We start from the raw sequence: 20,744 nt of genomic DNA, 5'->3' as shown, positions 1-20,744 counted from the left end.
AAATCTTAATTTCTTTTCTTTAGCATGTTTCCGCTGAGCAGTCCTAATGCGAGACCAATCAGGAGTCCGATATGCACTCTCTTGATCTCAAATCCGATGACCAGTCCTACGACGATACACAGTATCGCCGTAATAGTGAGCCTTGATCCGTTTTCCCGTTTTTTGCTCATTGGAGAGTTTATTTCTTCTTTGAAATAAGATTCACAAATAAGCGATATGCACCTGGCACGCCTGCTGGCAGTTCACGGAAGAAAGCCAGTGATGTGTACACATATCTGCCTTTGCCATAATTTGCTACCAGTGTAGAACCCTGCAGGTCTTCCTCTCCTTTATCATGCATCGCAAAGAGCTTCTGGTAAGAAGCATCTGCCATCTGTGTGAAGTAGAGTCCTCTTTCCTGGATCCATCCGTCAAAGTCATGGTCTGTTATCTTATTAGGATAATGCATGATCTCGTTCTGTGGTTGCAGGATGCTGACAGCAGCGTTTTCATCGGTTACACGGTCACGGGTAAGCGTAAACGGATAAGGTCCGATGTCAGTGGTCACCAGTGGAGAGCTAACGTTATACTGTACCAGGTAGGTACCGCCGTTCTTAACATATTCCATCAGGCGGGGCTGCCAGTATTTAATACGGGGATTGATATTATATACCCTTACACCAGCAATGATCGCATCATACTGTTGAAGATCACCGTTCATGATTTCCTTTTCATCCAGGATGGTCACTTCGTAACCTACCTGTCTGAGAGAAGCCGCCACCATATCGCCGGCACCGGAGATATATCCCAGTTTACGGCCGTTGCGTTGCAGGTCAACTGTTACCAGTCTTGCTGTTGCTTCAGGGAAGATATTGATGTCAGGAATGTGATCGTATGCAATGGTGCGGATACTTTGTGTATAGACCTTTCCTTCGCTGCGGATCTCTACGCGCAGGGTATCGGTACGGTTGATACCAGCTACTTTCTGTGGTGCGATATGGAAAGTGACAGCGGTTTCGTCTCCTTTGGAGGACAGTTCATAGGACTGCTCTGCTTCCTGACTGGTAAAACCGGCAGGCAGCTGCAGACGTACCGTTCCTTTATTCGGAAGACCCATCGCACGCAGTTTTACCTGTACAGGCTGGGACTGGGTCTGGGTGAAAATGAATACGCTGTTGTTCAGTGTAGCTATTACAGGCGGAGCAACCACCAGCGGCTCATATAATTCTCCTTTTACAGGATCTGTAAATTTGTATTGTACGGGTCTGGTAACTGTCAGCTGTTCTCCGTTGATACGCAGTCTGATCACCGCTTCCAGTGCTGGTTTATTCTCCGGATAACCCACCATCATCGGATCCTTGATCGTATAGATCCCGATCGGATGTGGGTCCTGTAACCAGTATGGCTGTGATTCTGCCAGTCCGGCTGGCAGGGTCATAGACTCATTGATGGTACGCAGACGGTTAAACTCCAGTGGCAGTTTATTGAATGTCGTATCCTTTCCACCGAAAGTTATCTGATCAACCGTAACGTTTGCATTACTATTGCACAGCAGCTGTACGCTACCCTGCATCGGTTGTCCGGGTACCACTACCTGGGCATTGCTGTAAGCTTCCATCCAGAGACCGGCACAAGCCAGCAGCAGGTCTTCGGTCTCTTTCAGTTTCTGGGTACGCCAGTAACCTTCCGGCAGAGCCTTTATTGCTTTACGGATTTCCAGCAGAGCTGGTACAGAAGCAGCAGGATCTTCAATATTGAAGTTTGCCTGAGCTTTGTCAACCATCTCTCCTATCGGCTTACCACCGGTAATACGGGTCCAGGTGGTATTTACACCATCCAGTAGACTATACACCGGTTTATCACCTTTTACAGGAGAGAAATATTCGTAGGAGCTACCTCTTGTCGCAGCTACGCCAAAACCCTGACTCTTATGCTGTGAGCGGCTTTCAGCGGCAATCTCTCCATAACCACGACCCAGCAGGTAATTGAAGGTACCTACATTCAGCTCGTAGAGCAATCCGGCCGAATTATCGATCGCACCACCCCAGTTGAAGCTATTCCACATGATACGGTGTGCTTTCCATGGCTTCAGCTGTTTCAGTTGCTCAGGATATCTTTTCGGATCAGCCGCTGCTTCGAAGGCTTCTTCAGCCAGCATGGCAGATGCGGTATGATGACCATGACCCGCGCGGCTGTCCGGTGGGAAACGGCATACGATAACGTCCGGCTGGAACTTACGGATCATCCAGACTACATCACCCAGGATCTTTTCTTTATCCCAGATGGTGAATGTCTCCGCCGGATTTTTGGAGAAGCCAAAATCCAGTGCGCGGGTGAAGAACTGTTCTGCACCATCGATACGACGGGCAGCGAGGAGTTCCTGGGTACGGATGAGTCCCAGTAATTCGCCCTGTTCATCCCCTACAAGGTTCTGACCACCATCTCCCCTGGTGAGGGAAAGATAGCCGGTACGGTATAACTTATCTTTTGCCAGGTATCCCAGTAAGCGGGTATTCTCATCGTCAGGATGAGCGGCGATATATAATACGCTACCCAGCGTATCTAATTTTTTGAGTTGCAGTTTTATATCTGCCGCATTGATCAGCGGAGAGCGTTGAGCCCATGCGGTAACGGCGACCAGTCCTGAAATCAGTGTTAAACAGAATCCTTTTACCATTTCTTTTGCTTAGTTAAACAGTGGCCAAAAATAGCGATTAAATATAGCCGTAAAAGAAAATGTGATAAAAGGAAAAAAGATCACTTCTTAAACATGAAGTAGACGGCCCCGAGGATGAAGAGAAAAGAGACGAGATAGTTCCAGCGCAGCGGTTCTTTCAGGATAAAGATGGCGAAAAGGCTGAACACTGTCAGGGTGATCACTTCCTGGATTGTTTTCAGCTGAAACCCTGTAAAACCTTCCTGTGCGCCAAAGCGGTTAGCGGGCACCATGAAGCAATATTCGAAAAAGGCGATGCCCCAGCTGATGAGGATCACTTTCCAGATCGGAACATTTTCGTATTTCAGGTGGCCATACCAGGCGAAGGTCATGAATGTGTTGGAAATCAATAGAAGAATAACTGTACGCATGTCGTATTAAAGTCTGAAGAACGTAAAGATAGGGCCTGGGGAATTAGGAATTAACAATCAGGAATGAGGAATTTGGCTTTTGTTGGTGTCATCCGGCGGCAATCATTGATACAACCGCTTAAAAGGATATGAAGATTGCAGCGGACTGGACATGGTCATTACAGCTAAAAACTGGCCTGTCGATAAATAAGTCTTTAGTTTCAGTATGTGTAAAAAAAAACGATTTGTGCGCAGAAGATATAGGCCATTCATGAGTCCATGTGAGACTGCCAGCCTTGATAGATCATCAATAGATACAACCGATCCCGGGGTTGACTGAATTTATGATGATTTGCTGATCCAACTCCTTATCGAGACTTTTAGAAAAAAAATAAACCGGCCCAGAAGAGCCGGCCGGTTGTTACAGGTCTCAACTTTCCTATCATGCTTAGGAGTTGTAAGTTTAAACGCTAAAGCGGTTTTAATCCAGCTTTATTTCACCCAGGTCTGTTACTTTGCCGTCTTCGACTTTCACGTCTTTCAGGGTGGCGTCTTTATAAGGATCTTTAGCGTCGATGATCACGGTATAGGAGCCTGCCTTAGCAGACTGTACTGAAAAAGCGCCGTCGGTTACGGGGGCTTTCAGCGTATCCATGCCTGAGATAGCCCAGACTTCCGTTGCCCCGTCTACCGGCGTCACTTTGCCACTGATGGTTCCCCCGTCAAAGGAATTGAAGGCCAATGCTCCAATTACCATGGCGACAAGTGCCGATAGGCTAAACTTTGTCGTTTTCATACAAATTGGTTTTAGGTTTTTTACAATATCGAAATGGTTATAAAAAACTCTTTAAACCGCACTTGTTGAGCAGGCGCCTGCAAAGTGCCGCTTTTGTTCACTGTCTACATATACAATACAACCAGTTTGAACCTTACCATTAGTCATTTAGAAAAAAAAGTTGTCTTTTTTTTAGCATTTAGGGAAATTCGGCGGAAAGCAGCTACAGTAGCGGATTTGATTTTTAAACTTTCTGAAATCTCTGGTTCTGAACGCCGTTGGTCCGTCAATTAGCTAATTAATTGATATAATAAACTAATTTTGCCTTGTTCTGTTTTTGATAGCCGACTTTAGTCCGTTGCAAATAGCAAATACAAAAAAGATTAGAAAAGATAAGTTACAGGATGCTGCCGCTCAACAATACAGATATAGTTAATGGGGTCCGGAACAGGGATAAACAGGTTTTTGAAGTCATATTCAATCAGTTTTCACCCTCCATGTATAGTATCGCCCTGCGATACCTGCGTGACCAGGACGAAGCACAGGATGTTGTGCAGGATGTGTTCCTGAATCTATGGCGCACAGCTGACAACCTGGATGAACGTGCCCCTGTACAACATTATCTGGCCAGAGCAACTGTCAATACTTGTCTTAACCGGATCAAAAAGGCGCAAAGACAGCAACAATATGCGAAAGAACAGCAATTCACTTCCACGGAATCTACAGTCGAACATTTGCTGCTGGAACATAAGGAATTGGAAGCCCAGTATTTATCTATCCTTGAGAAATTGCCAGATCAATGCCGCCGGGTATTTGAAATGAGCCGGTTCAAGGGATTATCTCCTACCGAAATTTCCCAGCAACTGAATATTTCCATCAACACGGTCTATACACACCTGACCACCGCACTGAAAAAGATCAGACTCGGTTTGTTAAACCAACAGTAAGCGGGAACATTACCTTTATATTATCTGTTTACTATCTATATATATAGTTATATAGTAAAGGCAACAGGAACAGATTACCGCCCTCAAAAGGTTTTTTTAAAAAAGACTAATGGTAAGGGTATTTTTGATTGTATTAATGTTAAGAGATGAAACAGCAACCTGATATCGATGTCGTTATCCGCTACCTGGAGGAACCAGGGAATGAGGAGCACAAACGTTCACTGGATGAATGGTTGCAGCTGGATGCTGCCAATCTGGATATCTTCCTGGAAACGAAAGCTTTATGGCAGGGAGAAGTATTGCCCACTGCTGCTTCCTACGATGTCGCTCATCAATGGCAGTTACTGGACGCACAGCTGACAGCTAGCGCTACAGGCATACCTGCCGTAACCGCTACCCTGCCTCCCGTACAACCGGTGCAAACCGTACAGGCTCCTGCCAAAGGAAAGGTCAGAGCCCTGTCAACCCGTACCTGGTGGGCAGCCGCAGCAGCAGCTATCGTGATAGCAGCTGCAGTTATCATCTACCGCCAACCAATATATATAGCGCAGCAAACCGCTCAGAATACAGACAGTCTTTTACTGCCGGACGGCACCCGTTTATATCTGAATGCCCACACCAGCGTAAAATACCCCCGCAATTTCGAGAAAAACAGCAGGGATGTATTTGTACAACAGGGTGAAGTCTTCGTAGATGTAAAACATATGCCGGAAAAGCCCTTCTCCGTCCACCTGAAAAACGTTGACATTGAAGTACTGGGTACCTCTTTTGATGTAAAAGAGACCAAACAGGGCGTCAAAGTCTTCGTACAGAGCGGAAAAGTGAAAGCCGTCTATAAAAATGGTAAGAAGTCTGTAGTCCTCACGCCCGGCGAAGAAGCAGAAATGCTGCTTGCTGGCACGACTATCAGTACCCGTCATCACCGGAACAATAATCCAATCGCCTGGAAAACGGGCCAGCTTACTTTCGTGGACGCTCCGCTTTCCGAAGTAGCTGATGTACTGGAAGATTACTATAAAGTAAAGATTACAGTTGCTGAAGGTCTGGCAGACAAAAAACTGCTGGCTACTTTCCATAAAGAATCTCTGTCAGAGGTTCTGGACATTCTATCCAAAACATTACAGGTAAAGGCCGTACAAAAAGATAGCCTTGTAGAAATTTATTAGTCGTCCGGAGGAAAATGCAGTTTAAGATACAGGCATTCCGTAAGGCGACTTACTATAGACGCTGGTGTATACTACTTTTTTTAGTATGCGCGGGGGTCTCATTATCCTATTTATCCCATGCCAACCCTCCTACTCTTCAGTTAAGCGACTTCCAGGATGGTGATTCCATAAAGGTCACACTCAAAGTATCCAGGGGTAGTCTGCGCCAGGTCATCCGCCTCATAGAAAAACAAACCGGACTCACATTCGCAGTCTCTTCCACCGTTCTCGATAACGCCCGCTCCGTATCCTTACAGGTACAGCAACAGCCGCTGACAAGCGTATTGCGTCGCATATTTGCCGGCACCAATTACGTTTTTGAAATCCGTAATAAACAGATCATCGTCTATCCGGACACCGAGGTACCCGTGGCTACCGGTATCACACACCGCCCTACCAGTCCCGAACCGGAGAAATATGTCATCACAGGCCTCATCACCGATGGCGAACGTCCATTAGCGGGTGTTTCTATCCGTGAAAGAGATACACATAACGGCGCCAGTACCAACGAAAATGGGCGCTTCCGCATGCCCGTAGCGAACGGACAGGCTGTCCTCCAGTTCTCTCTTATCGGTTATGAAACCAGGGAAATCACCCTTCGGGATCGCAAAACATTGGAGATCATTCTGCAAAGCGATACCAAAACCCTCAATGACCTCGTCATTATCGGTTATGGTCTGCATACAAAAGCCAATATCACCGGCGCCATCACCAAAGTAGAAGGTCGCCGCCTGAAAAGCCGTCCCGTCACCAACGTCATGGCTGCCTTACAGGGGACTGCTCCCGGTCTGCTGGTAACGCGTAATAACGGTCAGCCGGGTAAAGAAGGTTTCAACCTGCAGATCCGCGGTCTTTCCTCCGGCAACTATAGCGAACCGCTCGTACTGATAGACGGTGCGCCCGGATCCATTACCCTGCTCAATCCCAACGATATTGAATCGATCTCCGTACTCAAAGACGCGGCAGCAGCTTCTATTTATGGTCCGCTGGCAGCCGGTGGCGTCGTACTCGTCACCACCAAAAGAGGTAAACCTGGTAAAATTGCGGTTGAATACAGCAGCCTGTTTGGCTTCGAAAGGCCGATCTCCCTCCCTAAACGGATGCACTCCTGGCAGGCAGCTCCCCTTGCAAACGAAGCAGCCGCCAATGCCGGTCTCCCGCCCGTATGGACGAATGAAGATATCAGTCTGCTGAAAAATCCCAATGTCAACTTCCTGCCAAAATTCGATGGTACACAGAATTTCAATTACTTTGACGACTTCAATCCGCTGAACAGCGTCACCCGTAATAACAGTACCACCGCTACCTATAATATCAGTGCCAGAGGGGGGAATGCTGATCACCAGTATCTGCTCTCCTTCGGACAATTCTCCCGTCAGGGCCTCTTCAATACCGGTTCTGATAAAACCTCCCGTACAAACATACAGGCGAATCTCAACAACCGTTTCAGTGACGTACTGAGTCTGGAAACAAGTCTCCAGTATGCACAAAGCAATACCCTCTCTCCCGGCTGGCGTGTAGATGGTAATTACGGTCTGCTGAATTACCTGTACCAGTCGCCTGCCAACGTACCGGTATACGTACCTGGTACCCGGCATTATACCACTGGTTTCAATGGGTATGCCCTGTTAAAGGACGCTGGTAAACGGGATGAACAAAGCACCTATGCAGATGCGGTTTTCACCCTGAAAGCAGAGAATTTATATAAAGGACTTACGCTGAAAGCAGTGTATAGTCCGCAGCTGACCACCACACATGACGGACTCGGAAAACGTACGGTCGACTTCTATAACGGAGACGGATACGTGAACAGCGTCAACGATCCGAATACATTGAAGAGAGGTTATCTGATGGAAGTGCAGCACAGTCTGCAATTACTAGCAGACTATGACCTCTCTGCCGGCAAATCCAATACTGTACACATTCTCGGCGGATATGCCTATGAAAGTCACTATCAGCACCAACGTGTAAGAACAGCCGAACATTTAAGTGAAAACGAAATTTCGCAGCTCTCCTTCAACGATCCGGAGCAGACAACACAGCTCCATTTCAAAGGTGCTGGTTCGCTGGCTTCTGTGTTTACACGTATCAATTATAATTTCAAAGACCGCTATTTACTGGAAGCAAATCTTGTTGCTTCACAGCTCAGCTATAATAGTACACAGCAGAAAGAAATGCAGCGGGAACACCTGTTTCCTTCCTTCTCTGCTGGTTGGCGACTGAACAATGAAAAATGGTTTGCCGCAGCCTTTCCCTTCTTTGATGAATTCAAACTGCGCGCCTCCTGGGGGATGCTGGGGAACTTTAACTGGCGCAGCGGACTGAATGACTTCAACTACCGCGACCAGCTATTACGTCCCGCAGCGTATCCGCTGATGTCTTTTGAACCCAATGACCGCTATATACCCGGTAATAATAACTGGGAGACGGTTTCCACCACCAACGCCGGATTGGACCTGACGCTTTTCAAAGGCAGACTGAATATCAATGCAGACTACTTTGTGAAACACAACGGACGTATGCAGATCGCGGAACAGACCTTCCCGGAAGTGAACTGGCTGGCGCCGCGTTTCTTTAATGCAGTATTACGTTCATGGGGATGGGAACTGAACCTTGGCTGGAGAGATAACCGCGGACCGTTCAGTTACTGGGTCAATGCCAATGTCTTTGACGACCAGAATAAGATCTTACGCGCCAATGGTCCTACCGCATGGCTGAGTGGCAATAACCGCGGACTGACCGGACTACCTTACAACGCCATTATTGGTTACCAGGCAGCAGGATATTTCCAGAATAACCTGGATGTAACCGGTCACGCCTACCAGGGGAATAGTACCGCTCCCGGCGATATCAGGTATGTAGATATGAATAAAGACGGGAATATTGACGGTGGAAGTCATACAAAGGATGACCATGGCGACCTGGTATACCTGGGCAGTTCCCAGCCGCGTTACTCCTTTGGCTTTGATGCCGGCTTCTCTTCCAAGGGATTTGATTTCTCTATCTTCTTCCAGGGTATCGGCGCCAGAAAAATGCTGGTACCCGGTAAATATGCCATGCCTTTTGTGGATGGCTGGCAGCAGCCCTGGCTGATCCATGCTGATCACTGGACGCCGACCAATCAAAATGCTGACTTTCCAAGGCTGTATGCAGGCGATAACCAGAATCTGACCCCAAGTTCCTTCTGGGTAATGAATGCGGCTTATATCCGCCTGAAAAACCTGCAGGTGGGCTATACTTTCCATTTCAACAGAAGCCATCCGCTGATCAATAGTCTGCGGCTGTATTTCTCCGGACAGGATCTATGGGAAGTAAACAGGATGCGGATCCGGTATTTCGATCCGGAGCAGGCGACCAATATAGGCTATCAGTATCCTTTCTTCCGCTCCTTTACACTGGGGCTGAATGCAAACTTCTAAGTTACACCCCGTTTCCAGCGCATAAAAAAGGGTGAAAAGCCCGAAGCCCTTCACCCTGCTTATTTTTTAGTTGTGTAATTATTCTACTACTTTTCCCGGCTTTTTGCCTGACAGCAGATACAGTACCGCCATACGTACCGCTACCCCATTCTCTACCTGATTCAGGATGATGGAATGACCGGAGTCAGCCACATCTGAGTCAAGCTCCACACCACGATTGATCGGGCCTGGGTGCATTACGATGATTTCCTTCTGCAGACTATCCAGCAGCTTTCTGTTCACCCCGTAAGCCAGGGAATATTCCCGGAGGGAGGAGAACAGTGGTGTGTTCTGTCTTTCCAGCTGTATACGCAGCACGTTCGCCACATCACACCATTGCAGTGTTTCGCGGATATCGTAGCTGACATTTACACCGAGCGCGGCTTCCATGTGTTTTGGGATCAGGGTTGGCGGACCAACCACTGTTACTTCTGCCCCTAACTGCTTGAGGCAGTAAATATTGGAAAGCGCTACCCTGGAGTGCATGATGTCGCCGCAGATAGCGATCTTCTTTCCAGCCACACTACCCAGGCGCTCCCTGATAGAGAAAGCATCGAGCAAAGCCTGCGTGGGATGCTCGTTGATACCATCTCCCGCGTTCACGATAGGTACATCAATATGCCTGGAAAGGAAGTGAGGCGCTCCGCTGGCGGAGTGTCTCATTACAACCATATCCACTTTCATGGACAGGATATTGTTCACCGTATCAATGAGCGTTTCGCCTTTCGAAACCGAAGAGCCGGATGCGGAGAAGTTCACCACATCAGCGCCCAGCCTCTTTTCAGCGAGCTCAAATGAAATACGTGTACGGGTTGAATTTTCGAAGAATAAATTAACGATGGTGGTATCCCTGAGCGAAGGAACTTTCTTGATCGGTCTTTGTAAAACCTCTTTGAACTGATCAGCTGTTTGGAAAATAAGTTCAATATCCTGGCGCTGCAGACCGCGAATTCCGAGAAGATGATTTACTGATAATGACATTTAAGATGCAAATATAAATGACCTGATTACAAATCCCAAAATCAAAATCAGGATGCGGACAATCTGACGCATCCATCTATATCAGTTATTCGAGGATGACCTCGTCTTTACCATCGCGTTCAGACCAGCGTACTTTCACCTTTTCAGAGATGATAGCGTCTACTGTACGGCCTGTATAGTCAGCCTGAATAGGCAACTGACGGGTAAAACGACGATCGATCAGTACCAGCAGTTCCACTACGGAAGGACGTCCAAAATCAAGCATGGCGTCCAGTGCGGAACGGGTAGTGCGACCGGTATATAATACGTCGTCCACCAGGATCACTTTTTTATTTTCCAGGGAGAAATCGATCGTTGTCTCATTGGGTACATGCAAAGCGGTATTGAAATCATCCCTGTAAAAGGTGATGTCCAGTTTCCCGTAATTGATATGTACTCCGGGTAATAATTTTTTCAGGGTGTGATAGATCCGATCTGACAGATAGATCCCTCTCGGCTGCAAGCCTATCAGCACACTCTGGGAAAAATCCAGGTGATTTTCAATCAACTGGTGACAAAGTCTGTCTACGGTTATGGCCACTTGCGTACCATTCAATATGGTCTTCAAAGTTTGCGGATTTAAAGGGCCAAAAATAATGATTAATAGCGGGTAACAAAAGTTTCATGCGTATTTTCTGTTTCGTACATTTACCCTAACGTATTAAAATGAACATCAGATCCATACTTATAATCCTATTTATGATTCTTTTCGGCAAAGCCCAGGGCCAGCTGAAAGTCGGTGATAAGATACCGGCTTTCCAGTTGCAGGACCAGAATGGTCAAACCTTTGATATTAACACCGTACTTGGCAAACAGCCACTGATCATTTACTTCTATCCCAAAGACGAGACCAGCGGCTGTACCAAAGAAGCCTGCTCATTCAGGGATGCTTATGAAGATTTTACCAGTCTTGGCGCCAAAGTGATCGGCATCAGCGGAGACGACGTGGCTTCTCATAAAAGCTTTGCAGAGCATCACAGACTCCCCTTCACATTACTGGCTGACAAAGGCAATAAAGTAAGGAAGCTGTTTGGTGTGCCGAAAACGATGTTTATTCCCGGCAGGGTGACGTATGTGGTAGATCAGCAGGGTGTGATCACATATGTGTTCAATAACCTGACAGACGGGCCGAAACATGTGACTGAAGCATTGACGGCGTTGAAGGAAATTAGGAATTAGGAATTAAGACGTAAATGCGTGTTTGTATTGGAATTATCTGTTTGGTGGATGAGGCGGAAAAATTACGAATTGATACGGAATTTTCGCATCGAATCTATGGAGGACTGTAAAGTTTTATGTATTTGATAATTTAGTAAGTCTCCATTATCATCAGGCAGGGTTCCGGCAATGGGAAAAGAAAAGGTAATTCTTATTCAATAATAATAAAAGGAAGGGCGCTTCAATACTGAAGCGCCCTTCCTTTTATTCAGGAATAAAAAATCAATTGCTCAATAATACATCCGCACAAATCTCCACTGCATTCAATTCCTAATTCGTAATTTCTACTTGTCTTCCTTCAGGAAAGGATAACGGTAATCCGTTGGCGGAACCAGCGTTTCTTTCACCGTTCTTGCACTTAACCAACGGTACAGGTTCAATGCAGAACCAGCTTTATCATTGGTACCGGAAGCACGTGCGCCGCCAAATGGCTGCTGACCAACAACTGCTCCGGTTGGCTTATCGTTGATGTAGAAGTTACCTGCTGCATTCACCAGCTTTTTGGTAGCCAGATCGACAGCGTAACGGTCCTGTGCAATGATGGAACCTGTCAGCGCATATGGAGAAGTCGTATCAACGATCTCCATGATCTCTTCGAATTTATCTGCTTCGTATACGTAGATAGTCAGCACTGGTCCGAAGATCTCTTCGCACATGGTTACATAACGCGGATCAGTTACTTCTATCACCGTTGGTTCGATGAAATAACCTTCAGATTTATTGTAGTTACCACCGGCAATGATCTTTGCCTTAGGGTCTTTCTTTGCATTCTCGATGTAGTTAGCGATCTTATCGAAAGAGCGCTCATCGATCACGGCATTGATAAAGTTGCTGAAGTCTTCTGTAGTCCCCATTTTCATGGTTTTCAGTTCAGCAACCAGTTTTGCTTTTACGGCTTCTGCAATGTTGGATGGCAGGTAAGCGCGGGAAGCAGCAGAACATTTCTGTCCCTGGTATTCAAAAGCACCACGTGCCATTGCAATAGCAGTGATATCGACATCCGCTGATTTATGCGCCAGTATGAAGTCTTTACCACCGGTCTCGCCTACGATACGCGGATATGTTTTGTATTTGTGGATGTTAGTACCGATTGTCTTCCACATGTGCTGGAATACGCCGGTAGAACCGGTGAAGTGGATACCGGCAAAGTCAGGATGACTGAAGCAGATATCACCCAGTACCGGACCGTCTGTATATACCAGGTTGATCACGCCATCAGGCAGACCAGCTTCTTTCAGGATCTGCATGATCACATGTGCAGCCAGTACCTGTGTATAGGCAGGTTTCCATACTACGACGTTACCGCACATAGCGGCGGAAGTAGGCAGGTTACCGGCAATAGCGGTAAAGTTGAACGGAGTGATGGCTACTACGAAACCTTCCAGCGGACGGTATTCCAGACGGTTGTGGATTCCCTGCGGACTGTAAGGCTGTTGTTTGTATATATCGGTGAGATAGTGAACGTTGAAGCGGAGGAAGTCGATGAATTCGCAGGCGCTGTCGATTTCAGCCTGGTATGCGTTCTTACTCTGACCCAGCATGGTTGCTGCATTCAGGTGATAACGATACCTGGTAGCGATCAGTTCTGCGGCTTTCATAAATACGCCGGCGCGCTGTTCCCATGGCGTGTCAGCCCATTGTGTACGGGCAGCCAGAGCAGCAGCGATAGCATCTTTTACATGGCTGGCATCTCCTTCGTGGAAATGACCCAGTTTATGCTTTATTTCATGAGGAGGACGGATGTCGATTGTCTTACCTGTACGCACCTCTTTATCTCCGATATACATCGGAATATCAAACTCCTGTGCTTTGAAAGCGGCCAGTTGTTTTTTCAGCGCTTCCCTTTCGGGGGAACCTGGTGCATAGCTGTACACTGGCTCGTTGGCAGGTGCAGCAAATTGAAAATAAGCATTATGCATTCTCAGAATGTTTTAGTTTTCGATCTTGTTGTTTCCACTACACTCCGTAAGTATAGTTGCTAATGTTGTAACGTCATAACGCGGCAGCAGTGCTATGTCTTTTCTCTGGCAATTGGCTGTGCCGGCACTTCACTGTGTGTCAGCGGAAAGTCTGCTGACGGGTACCCTACTGCATCCGCACGGCTGTGTTATCCGCAATAAATATCCCTCATGCATCAACCGGTGCATGTTGTATAATATGCAAAAGTGCTGATAAGTTGAGCTTATTCAACTTATCAGCACATGGCATATGGGCAAAGTTACGTTATTCTTCTCCTTTGGACATCATCAGGTAAGCCTTGATGAAACCCTCCAGTTCGCCGTCCATAACAGGCTGTACGTTTCCTACTTCATAATCCGTACGGTGATCTTTGATCATTTTGTAAGGATGGAATACATAGGAACGGATCTGTGAGCCCCATTCGATCTTACGCTTGTTAGCGTTGGCGGCGTTTTTAAGTTCCTCACGTTTGCGCAGTTCCTCTTCATACAAGCGGGATTTCAGCATTGTGAGCGCCTTTTCACGGTTCTCACCCTGCGTACGTGCCTGCTGACATTCAATGATGATGCCTGAAGGAACGTGCTTCAAACGCACTGCGGTTTCTACCTTGTTTACGTTCTGTCCACCTTTACCACCTGAACGGTAGAATTCCCATACCAGGTCAGCAGGATTGACAGCGATTTCAATGGTATCGTCCACCAGCGGATATACAAATATGGAAGCGAAGGAAGTGTGCCTGCGGGCATTGGCATCAAACGGAGAGATACGTACCAGACGGTGTACTCCACTTTCTGCTTTCAGCAATCCATAGGCGAAACTGCCATCCATTTCCAGGGAAGCCGATTTAATACCAGCGCCATCCCCGTATTGCACATCAATTTCGGATACTTTCCAACCCTGCTTTTCCCCGTACATACGATACATACGCAACAGCATCTCTGCCCAATCCTGGCTCTCGGTACCACCGGCGCCGGAGTTGATGGTGAGCACTGCCGGCATTTCATCTTCCGGTTCGTTCAGTGTTGATTTGAACTCTAGTTCATCGAGAGCTTCAGTGGCAGAATGGTAGGCCTGCGTTACTTCCTCTTCAGAGGCTTCGCCTTCTTTCTGGAATTCGAGCAGGACTGCGCTGTCCTCTATAGACGTTTGCACGTTCTCATAAAGGTCAACCCAGAACTTATTCACTTTGATCTCTTTAAGAATTGACGTAGCCCTGGCGTTGTCGTCCCAGAACCCGGGGGCTAACGTTAATTGTTTGTCGTTTTCGATTTTAGCTATGCGGTCCTGGACGTCAAAGAAAACCTCCCAGGACATGGAGACGGTCCCTCATAGCTTTGAGTTGTTCTGCTGTCATAATGGGCGCAAATGTAAGGAAAAAGGGGAACAATATTTGCGGGACTTTTAGCATATTAATTCCCAGTCAATTAAAAACTTTTTCTATCTATGACAACCTCCCATAAGACCCTTCATTATAAGAACAGTGCGATATTTAATACAATAGGGTACATCATGGTGATCGTTGTTAATCTGCTGGCCAACCTCAATGTCATTAACAACAGGAGCACCGGCGACGTCTCAGACAAATACGATAACCTCTTTGTACCTGCTGGTCTTACTTTCGCCATCTGGGGGCTGATTTACCTCACTTTACTGGGTTTTATCTTCTATCAGTTATGGCTGACATTTTCCAATGGTCATACGGAAGAACTGGGGCGCTTTATGGAACGTCTGCGCGGCTGGTGGCTGATCAGCTGTATGGCTAATTCCTGCTGGCTTTTTGCCTGGCATTATGAACTGCTTCCCCTGTCCGTACTACTTATGTTAGCACTGCTGGTATGCCTGCTGGCCATTCACCTTAATTTCAGCATCTCTCTCCCCCGCTCTGCCAGCAAGGTCGAAAAGCTGTTCGTACACCTGCCCTTCAGCCTTTATCTTGGCTGGATCTGCGTGGCAACGATCGCGAATATTGCTGCCTTTATGGTTTATCTCGGCTGGAACGGCATGAGTGTGCCGGGGACTATTTTTCTCATTCTGTTATGTACCATCGGCTCAACGTTGCTGATTATACGCAGACATAACATTATCGCAGGCCTGGTGGCCCTCTGGGCCCTTTATGGTATCATTGTAAAACGACAGACCGCAGGTGGCGCAGCCGAGATGCCGATTATCTGTGCATGCATCGGCGCCATGCTCGTTATCACCATCAGCAGCGCATGGCGGCTGATCACCAACCGCAGATTGTCATGACCGATGTCGTTATCCGTGTTTCCCTTGTATATTTTACCGGAGATATAGCTCACACTGCCTGAACAGGTTATCTTTAATATTGGTCCTCCTTTCCGGCCTTTTGGTCCTGTGACTATCTAACTATTTTATTACTTTTGATACCATAAAATGCGTTTTTATGTTCCCAACGACTAATCCTACTGCTACAAAAGCCTGGCAACAGCTGGAGCAGCATGCTTCCAAGATGAAGGAAACGCACCTCCGCACATTGTTTGCGAAGGATGCGGACAGATTCAATAAGTTTACTCTTTCTTTTGAAGACATATTGTTCGACTACTCAAAGAACATCATCACAGAAGAAACGCTTCAATATTTACTGCAACTGGCCAAAGAAACCGGTGTTGAAGAAGGTATCAAAGCCATGTTCAGTGCAGAAAAGATCAATGCGACAGAAAACAGGGCCGTACTGCATACCGCACTCCGTAACTTCTCCGGTAATCCGGTGGTACTGGACGGAAAAGACGTGATGCCTGAAGTACAGGCCGTACTGAATAAAATGGAGAGCTTCACAAAGCGTATCCATAGCGGCGAGTGGAAAGGTTATACCGGTAAGCCTATACGTTATATCGTAAATATCGGTATCGGTGGCTCCGATCTGGGTCCGGTAATGGTAACAGAAGCTCTGAAACCTTACTGGAAAGAAGGTATTCAGCCTTACTTCGTATCCAATGTAGACGGTACCCACATCGCTGAAACACTGAAAAAAGTAACGCCGGAAGAAACCCTCTTCCTGATCGCTTCCAAAACTTTCACCACACAGGAAACAATGACCAATGCATTAACTGCACGTCAGTGGTTCCTCGATACGGCGAAAGATGAAGCATTCGTAGCAAAACACTTTGCGGCACTGTCTACCAACGAAAAAGCTGTAAAGGCATTCGGTATAGATCCGGCTAACATGTTCGAATTCTGGGATTGGGTTGGCGGCCGTTATTCATTATGGTCCGCAATCGGTCTGAGCATTTCCCTCACCGTTGGTTTCGATCATTTCAAAGCATTACTGGAAGGTGCACACGCGGTAGATACCCACTTCCGCACAACGCCGCTGGAGAAGAATATCCCTGCTATCATGGCCCTGATCGGTCTGTGGTACGGTAACTTCTTCGATACTGCCACTGAGGCTATCCTGGCATACGACCAGTATATGCACCGCTTTGCCGCTTACTTCCAGCAGGGTAACATGGAAAGTAACGGTAAATATGTAGACCGTAATGGTCAGCCTGTTTCTTATGAAACAGGTCCTGTTGTATGGGGCGAACCAGGTACTAACGGACAGCACGCATTTTATCAGCTGATCCACCAGGGTACCCGTATCATTCCGGCTGACTTTATCGCACCTGCTATCAGTCACAACCCTATCGGCGACCATCATGTGAAGCTGTTATCTAACTTCTTCGCACAGACGGAAGCGCTGATGAACGGTAAGACAGAAGAAGAAGTACGCGCAGAACTGGTTAAATCCGGTCTGAAAGAAGAAGAAATTCAGAAATTACTGCCTTATAAAGTATTCACCGGTAACAGACCAACCAACTCTTTCCTCGTAAAAGAGATCACACCAAGGACCCTTGGTTCACTGGTAGCGCTGTACGAACATAAGATCTTTGTACAGGGTGTTATCTGGAATATCTACAGCTTTGATCAGTGGGGTGTTGAACTGGGTAAGCAACTGGCTAACAAGATCCTGCCTGAACTGGAAAGCGCGGATGCTGTTACCAGCCATGACGCCTCTACGAATGGCCTGATCAATGCCTGGAAGCAGATGAAAAAATAAGCATTGATTGTATAATTGAATAATGACAGAGGACTTCGTAAGGGGTCCTTTGTTGTTTAAAGACCTATCATTTTATTAATCAACTGGATACAGCGCCACGTTCTCTGCCGGTATCTTCATATTACCGCCGGTCGACAATGTTTCGATCACATAACAGTGGAGCTTTACATCATCAAACAATCCTTTCCAGCCCTTATAAAACGCGGTAAGCGCTTCGTCATCCGGCGCCAGATAAGCAGTGTCTATGGTCTCATGCGCAATGATCCCGAAATTAAGTGTAGCCTTCAACAGACGTACCCCACTGAAAACAATACGGCTACGTGATTTATCCTTCAGTTATACCGCCATTACACCGTTATTATGCCGCTACCCCTTCGCTCATAAGCGTAGAGATAGCGGCATAATAACGGTATAGTTACGCTGTATAGCGAAGACTAAAGACATATCAGATTAACAATCAGCCACTTAAGTACAATTCAAGCGAAGAAACCTTATAAAAAATTAATAATCAATTCCTTAGGAGCGATAAAAGTGCAATAATATCTCATTACCACGGAATAACTGATAAAGGATAATCCTATTGATACAGGGGCATAAAAAAACCTCCGGAGAAACCGGAGGTTTTATATATCATCAAATAAAAATGATCTAAAGTAATATTACCATTTGTCTACGTCCTCAGTATGAGAAGAAGCAGATGCGGCAACAGGCGCTGCAACAACAGCAGCTTCAACTACTGACTCAACAGCAGCTTCTGCACCTTCGCTATCTTCATCATCACGTACGTAGTCATGGTTGTAGGCATCAAAATCGAAGTCGGGCATCAACTCAGTCTTTACATAGTTGATGGTCTCTGTCAATGCATTCAGGAACTTGTTGAAGTCTTCCTTGTACAGGAACACTTTGTGCCTGTCATAACCATTGTCGTTAAAGCGTTTTTTGCTTTCAGTAATGGTCAGAAAATAATCATTTCCACGAGTGGTCTTTACATCAAAGAAGTAAGTTCTCCTTTTGCCCGCTTTCAATCGTTTAGAAAAGATACTGTCATTATTTCTTTCCTGCTGATTGGTATTTTCGTACGCCACAGTTGATAGATTTAAGTTGTTAACGAATCAAATCCTTTTTCCAATAAGAAACAAATATACTATTAGTTTACAAATATCAAAATAATTTTAAATGATTTTGAAAAATGATAGAATATAGCTTTACCTACTGATTCACAGGTATATATAAGAATATGATTACTATTCTATTACAGTTTCCTCTTCGCCAGACTGCTGGCGTGCGTATAACTCAGCGTAGTAACCATTTAATGCCAATAATTCGTTATGTGTACCTGTTTCAACTATTTTGCCTTCATCAAGGACAATGATCTTATCAAACTCAAATAACGCAAAAATGCGATGGGTAATGATGATGGCGGTTTTATCTTTCAGATAAGCGTACAGGTTACCGATGATCTCTTTCTCCGTACGGGCATCTACGGCAGACAGACAGTCATCAAATACCAGGAGGTTCGGATCCTTGATCAGACCACGTGCTATGGAGATACGTTGTTTTTGTCCGCCGCTCAGGGTAACCCCTCTCTCCCCTACCACCGTATCAAACCCTTCCGTAAAATTCAGGATGTCTTTTTCGACAGAAGCCTGACGGGCAGCCTTTTTCACGGTTTCCGGATTCGCCTCCGGCGTACCAAAACGGATGTTATTCTGGATAGTATCAGAGAAAAGGAAGACGTCCTGTGGTACATAACTGATCTGACTACGCAGACTTTCCAGTTTAACCTGCCGGATGTTCTGCTGATCCAGCAGCACCTCTCCCTCCTGCGGGTCATACATACGTATGAGTAACTGTGCCAGGGTAGATTTACCGGACCCGGTACGGCCAATCACTGCCACTTTCTCACCAGCCTTTACCGTGAGATTGAAGTTTTTGATCGCCTGAATACCTGTATGCGGATACGTAAAAGATACATTCTTAAAGACCACTTCGCCCCTGATATCCATATTCACAGCCCCCGGATTGTCCGTGATAGCTGGTTTGATATCAAGGAATTCGTTGAGACGTTGCTGGCTGGCAGCCGCACGTTGGATCATAGACGCTACCATTCCAATAGAAAAGAACGGGAACATCAGCATATTTACATAGATCACAAATTCCGCCAGGTTACCTACGGTAATATTTCCATGGATCACCTGGATACCACCGATAAAGATCGTGATCACCACACTCAGACCGATCATCAGCGCCATACTTGGCTGGAACAGCGCATCGGTCTTGGCCAGACTCACAGAACTGATCTTATAAGCCTCACTGGCCTGTTCGAAGTGTTTAATGCTGTCTTCTTCCTGTACATAGGACTTGATCACCCTGATACCAGAGTAAGATTCCTGCGCAATGGAAGTAATATTGGATAACTGCGACTGTATACGCTCACTTTTACGGTGAATGATATGGTTCACGTAATAGATGATCAGCGCCAGTACAGGCAGTGGCGATAAAGTATATAATGTGAGCAGGGGGTTAACGTCTATCATCAGGTACACCACGATCACGATCATAAAGAGGGTGCGGGTAGCATACATAATAGCCGGTCCGACGTACATACGTACCCTGGAAACGTCTTCCGTAATACGGCTCATCAGATCGCCGGTACGGTGCATTTTAAAAAAGTTGAGGTCCAGCAGCTGGTAGTGCTGATAAATTTCGTTCTTGAGGTCGTATTCTATATGACGGCTCATCACGATGAGCGATTGCCGTTGCAGATAGAGGAAGAATCCGGAGAGAAGGGCAAACAGCAGGATGCTGACGCCATAGAAAGCCAGTACACTGGTAAATTGTCCGCGGAAAGCCGCTTTCAGTCCGGTGTCACTAAGCAGGTTATAGTTATCGAGGTTTTGCGCCAGCAGATCAAAGATCTGGCGCACCATGATAGGCTGGAACACGCTGAATACAATGGATACAGCAGTACAGATCAATCCGGTGAGGAATCTCCATTTGTACTTTACAAAATACTTGTTTAGCGTGGCCAGGTGTTTCATGTTGGTCTATAGTCAGATA

At 46.4% G+C, this 20,744-nt stretch carries 17 protein-coding genes; 6 read left to right on the top strand and 11 right to left on the bottom strand.

All coding sequences use genetic code 11. From position 1 onward, the window contains the following. Window positions 1-5 precede the first annotated feature (5 nt). The 4 genes from BMZ72_RS36720 to BMZ72_RS29615 form a co-directional block, all read right to left on the bottom strand. Entirely contained in the window at window positions 6-170 is a 165-nt protein-coding gene (locus tag BMZ72_RS36720) for a hypothetical protein (protein WP_012793077.1), read from the bottom strand. Window positions 171-178: 8 nt separating this feature from the next. Further along, on the bottom strand, window positions 179-2,656 hold the full coding sequence (locus tag BMZ72_RS29625; protein ID WP_089813972.1) for a PIG-L family deacetylase: 2,478 nt from the start codon (window positions 2,654-2,656) through the stop codon (window positions 179-181). Between the two features lie 80 nt (window positions 2,657-2,736). Continuing rightward, window positions 2,737-3,066, bottom strand: a complete 330-nt coding sequence (locus BMZ72_RS29620) for a DMT family protein (RefSeq protein ID WP_089813970.1) — start codon at window positions 3,064-3,066, stop codon at window positions 2,737-2,739. Window positions 3,067-3,526: 460 nt separating this feature from the next. Then, entirely contained in the window at window positions 3,527-3,841 is a 315-nt protein-coding gene (locus BMZ72_RS29615) for a carboxypeptidase-like regulatory domain-containing protein (RefSeq protein ID WP_089813968.1), read from the bottom strand. Window positions 3,842-4,224: 383 nt separating this feature from the next. Here BMZ72_RS29615 and BMZ72_RS29610 point away from each other — a divergent pair, with 383 nt between their 5' ends. From BMZ72_RS29610 to BMZ72_RS29600, 3 genes are all read left to right on the top strand, one after another. Next, a complete protein-coding gene (locus tag BMZ72_RS29610; protein WP_012793081.1) occupies window positions 4,225-4,767 on the top strand; it encodes an RNA polymerase sigma-70 factor in 543 nt (180 codons plus the stop codon). Between the two features lie 146 nt (window positions 4,768-4,913). Next, window positions 4,914-5,933 (top strand): FecR family protein, encoded by a 1,020-nt coding sequence (locus BMZ72_RS29605; RefSeq protein WP_089813966.1) that lies wholly within the window; start codon window positions 4,914-4,916, stop codon window positions 5,931-5,933. Window positions 5,934-5,947: 14 nt separating this feature from the next. Beyond that, the gene (locus tag BMZ72_RS29600; protein WP_089813964.1) at window positions 5,948-9,391 is read left to right on the top strand and encodes a SusC/RagA family TonB-linked outer membrane protein; all 3,444 of its coding nucleotides are present in this window, start codon (window positions 5,948-5,950) and stop codon (window positions 9,389-9,391) included. Window positions 9,392-9,469: 78 nt separating this feature from the next. Here the strand turns inward: BMZ72_RS29600 and BMZ72_RS29595 are convergent, their stop codons facing one another. Then, window positions 9,470-10,411, bottom strand: a complete 942-nt coding sequence (locus tag BMZ72_RS29595; protein WP_089813963.1) for an aspartate carbamoyltransferase catalytic subunit — start codon at window positions 10,409-10,411, stop codon at window positions 9,470-9,472. An 85-nt stretch (window positions 10,412-10,496) separates the two neighbouring features. Then, window positions 10,497-11,018, bottom strand: a complete 522-nt coding sequence (pyrR, locus tag BMZ72_RS29590) for a bifunctional pyr operon transcriptional regulator/uracil phosphoribosyltransferase PyrR (protein ID WP_089813961.1) — start codon at window positions 11,016-11,018, stop codon at window positions 10,497-10,499. Between the two features lie 131 nt (window positions 11,019-11,149). Here pyrR and BMZ72_RS29585 point away from each other — a divergent pair, with 131 nt between their 5' ends. Continuing rightward, window positions 11,150-11,629, top strand: coding sequence for a peroxiredoxin (locus BMZ72_RS29585; protein WP_089813959.1), 480 nt, complete (start codon window positions 11,150-11,152; stop codon window positions 11,627-11,629). 323 nt (window positions 11,630-11,952) lie between these two features. On the opposite strand, the gene pruA is transcribed toward BMZ72_RS29585, so the two are convergent. Together pruA and prfB are read right to left on the bottom strand one after the other, a co-directional pair. Further along, on the bottom strand, window positions 11,953-13,587 hold the full coding sequence (gene pruA, locus BMZ72_RS29580) for an L-glutamate gamma-semialdehyde dehydrogenase (protein WP_089813957.1): 1,635 nt from the start codon (window positions 13,585-13,587) through the stop codon (window positions 11,953-11,955). Between the two features lie 304 nt (window positions 13,588-13,891). After that, window positions 13,892-14,981, bottom strand: a protein-coding gene (gene prfB / locus BMZ72_RS29575; protein WP_177222974.1) for a peptide chain release factor 2 whose coding sequence is annotated in 2 segments (ribosomal slippage) — window positions 13,892-14,920 and window positions 14,922-14,981 — 1,089 coding nt in all. Because the reading frame shifts where the segments join, the coding sequence is not laid out codon by codon here. Window positions 14,982-15,070: 89 nt separating this feature from the next. Here prfB and BMZ72_RS29570 point away from each other — a divergent pair. After that, entirely contained in the window at window positions 15,071-15,874 is an 804-nt protein-coding gene (locus tag BMZ72_RS29570) for a hypothetical protein (protein WP_089813954.1), read from the top strand. 157 nt (window positions 15,875-16,031) lie between these two features. Further along, window positions 16,032-17,684, top strand: coding sequence for a glucose-6-phosphate isomerase (gene pgi, locus BMZ72_RS29565; RefSeq protein ID WP_089813952.1), 1,653 nt, complete (start codon window positions 16,032-16,034; stop codon window positions 17,682-17,684). 75 nt (window positions 17,685-17,759) lie between these two features. Here pgi and BMZ72_RS29560 read toward each other — a convergent pair whose 3' ends face one another. From BMZ72_RS29560 to BMZ72_RS29550, 3 genes are all read right to left on the bottom strand, one after another. Further along, on the bottom strand, window positions 17,760-17,972 hold the full coding sequence (locus tag BMZ72_RS29560) for a hypothetical protein (protein ID WP_089813950.1): 213 nt from the start codon (window positions 17,970-17,972) through the stop codon (window positions 17,760-17,762). Between the two features lie 371 nt (window positions 17,973-18,343). Continuing rightward, a complete protein-coding gene (locus BMZ72_RS29555; RefSeq protein ID WP_089813948.1) occupies window positions 18,344-18,769 on the bottom strand; it encodes a DUF3276 family protein in 426 nt (141 codons plus the stop codon). 159 nt (window positions 18,770-18,928) lie between these two features. Further along, window positions 18,929-20,725: an ABC transporter ATP-binding protein gene (locus tag BMZ72_RS29550; RefSeq protein WP_089813946.1), complete on the bottom strand. Its 1,797-nt coding sequence runs from the start codon at window positions 20,723-20,725 to the stop codon at window positions 18,929-18,931. Window positions 20,726-20,744 lie beyond the last annotated feature (19 nt).

The organism is Chitinophaga sp. YR627 (genome assembly GCF_900114995.1).
In the GTDB taxonomy this organism is placed as follows: domain Bacteria; phylum Bacteroidota; class Bacteroidia; order Chitinophagales; family Chitinophagaceae; genus Chitinophaga.
The sequence above is the reverse complement of the archived record's forward strand: the minus strand, read 5'-3'. Positions and strand labels throughout refer to the sequence as shown.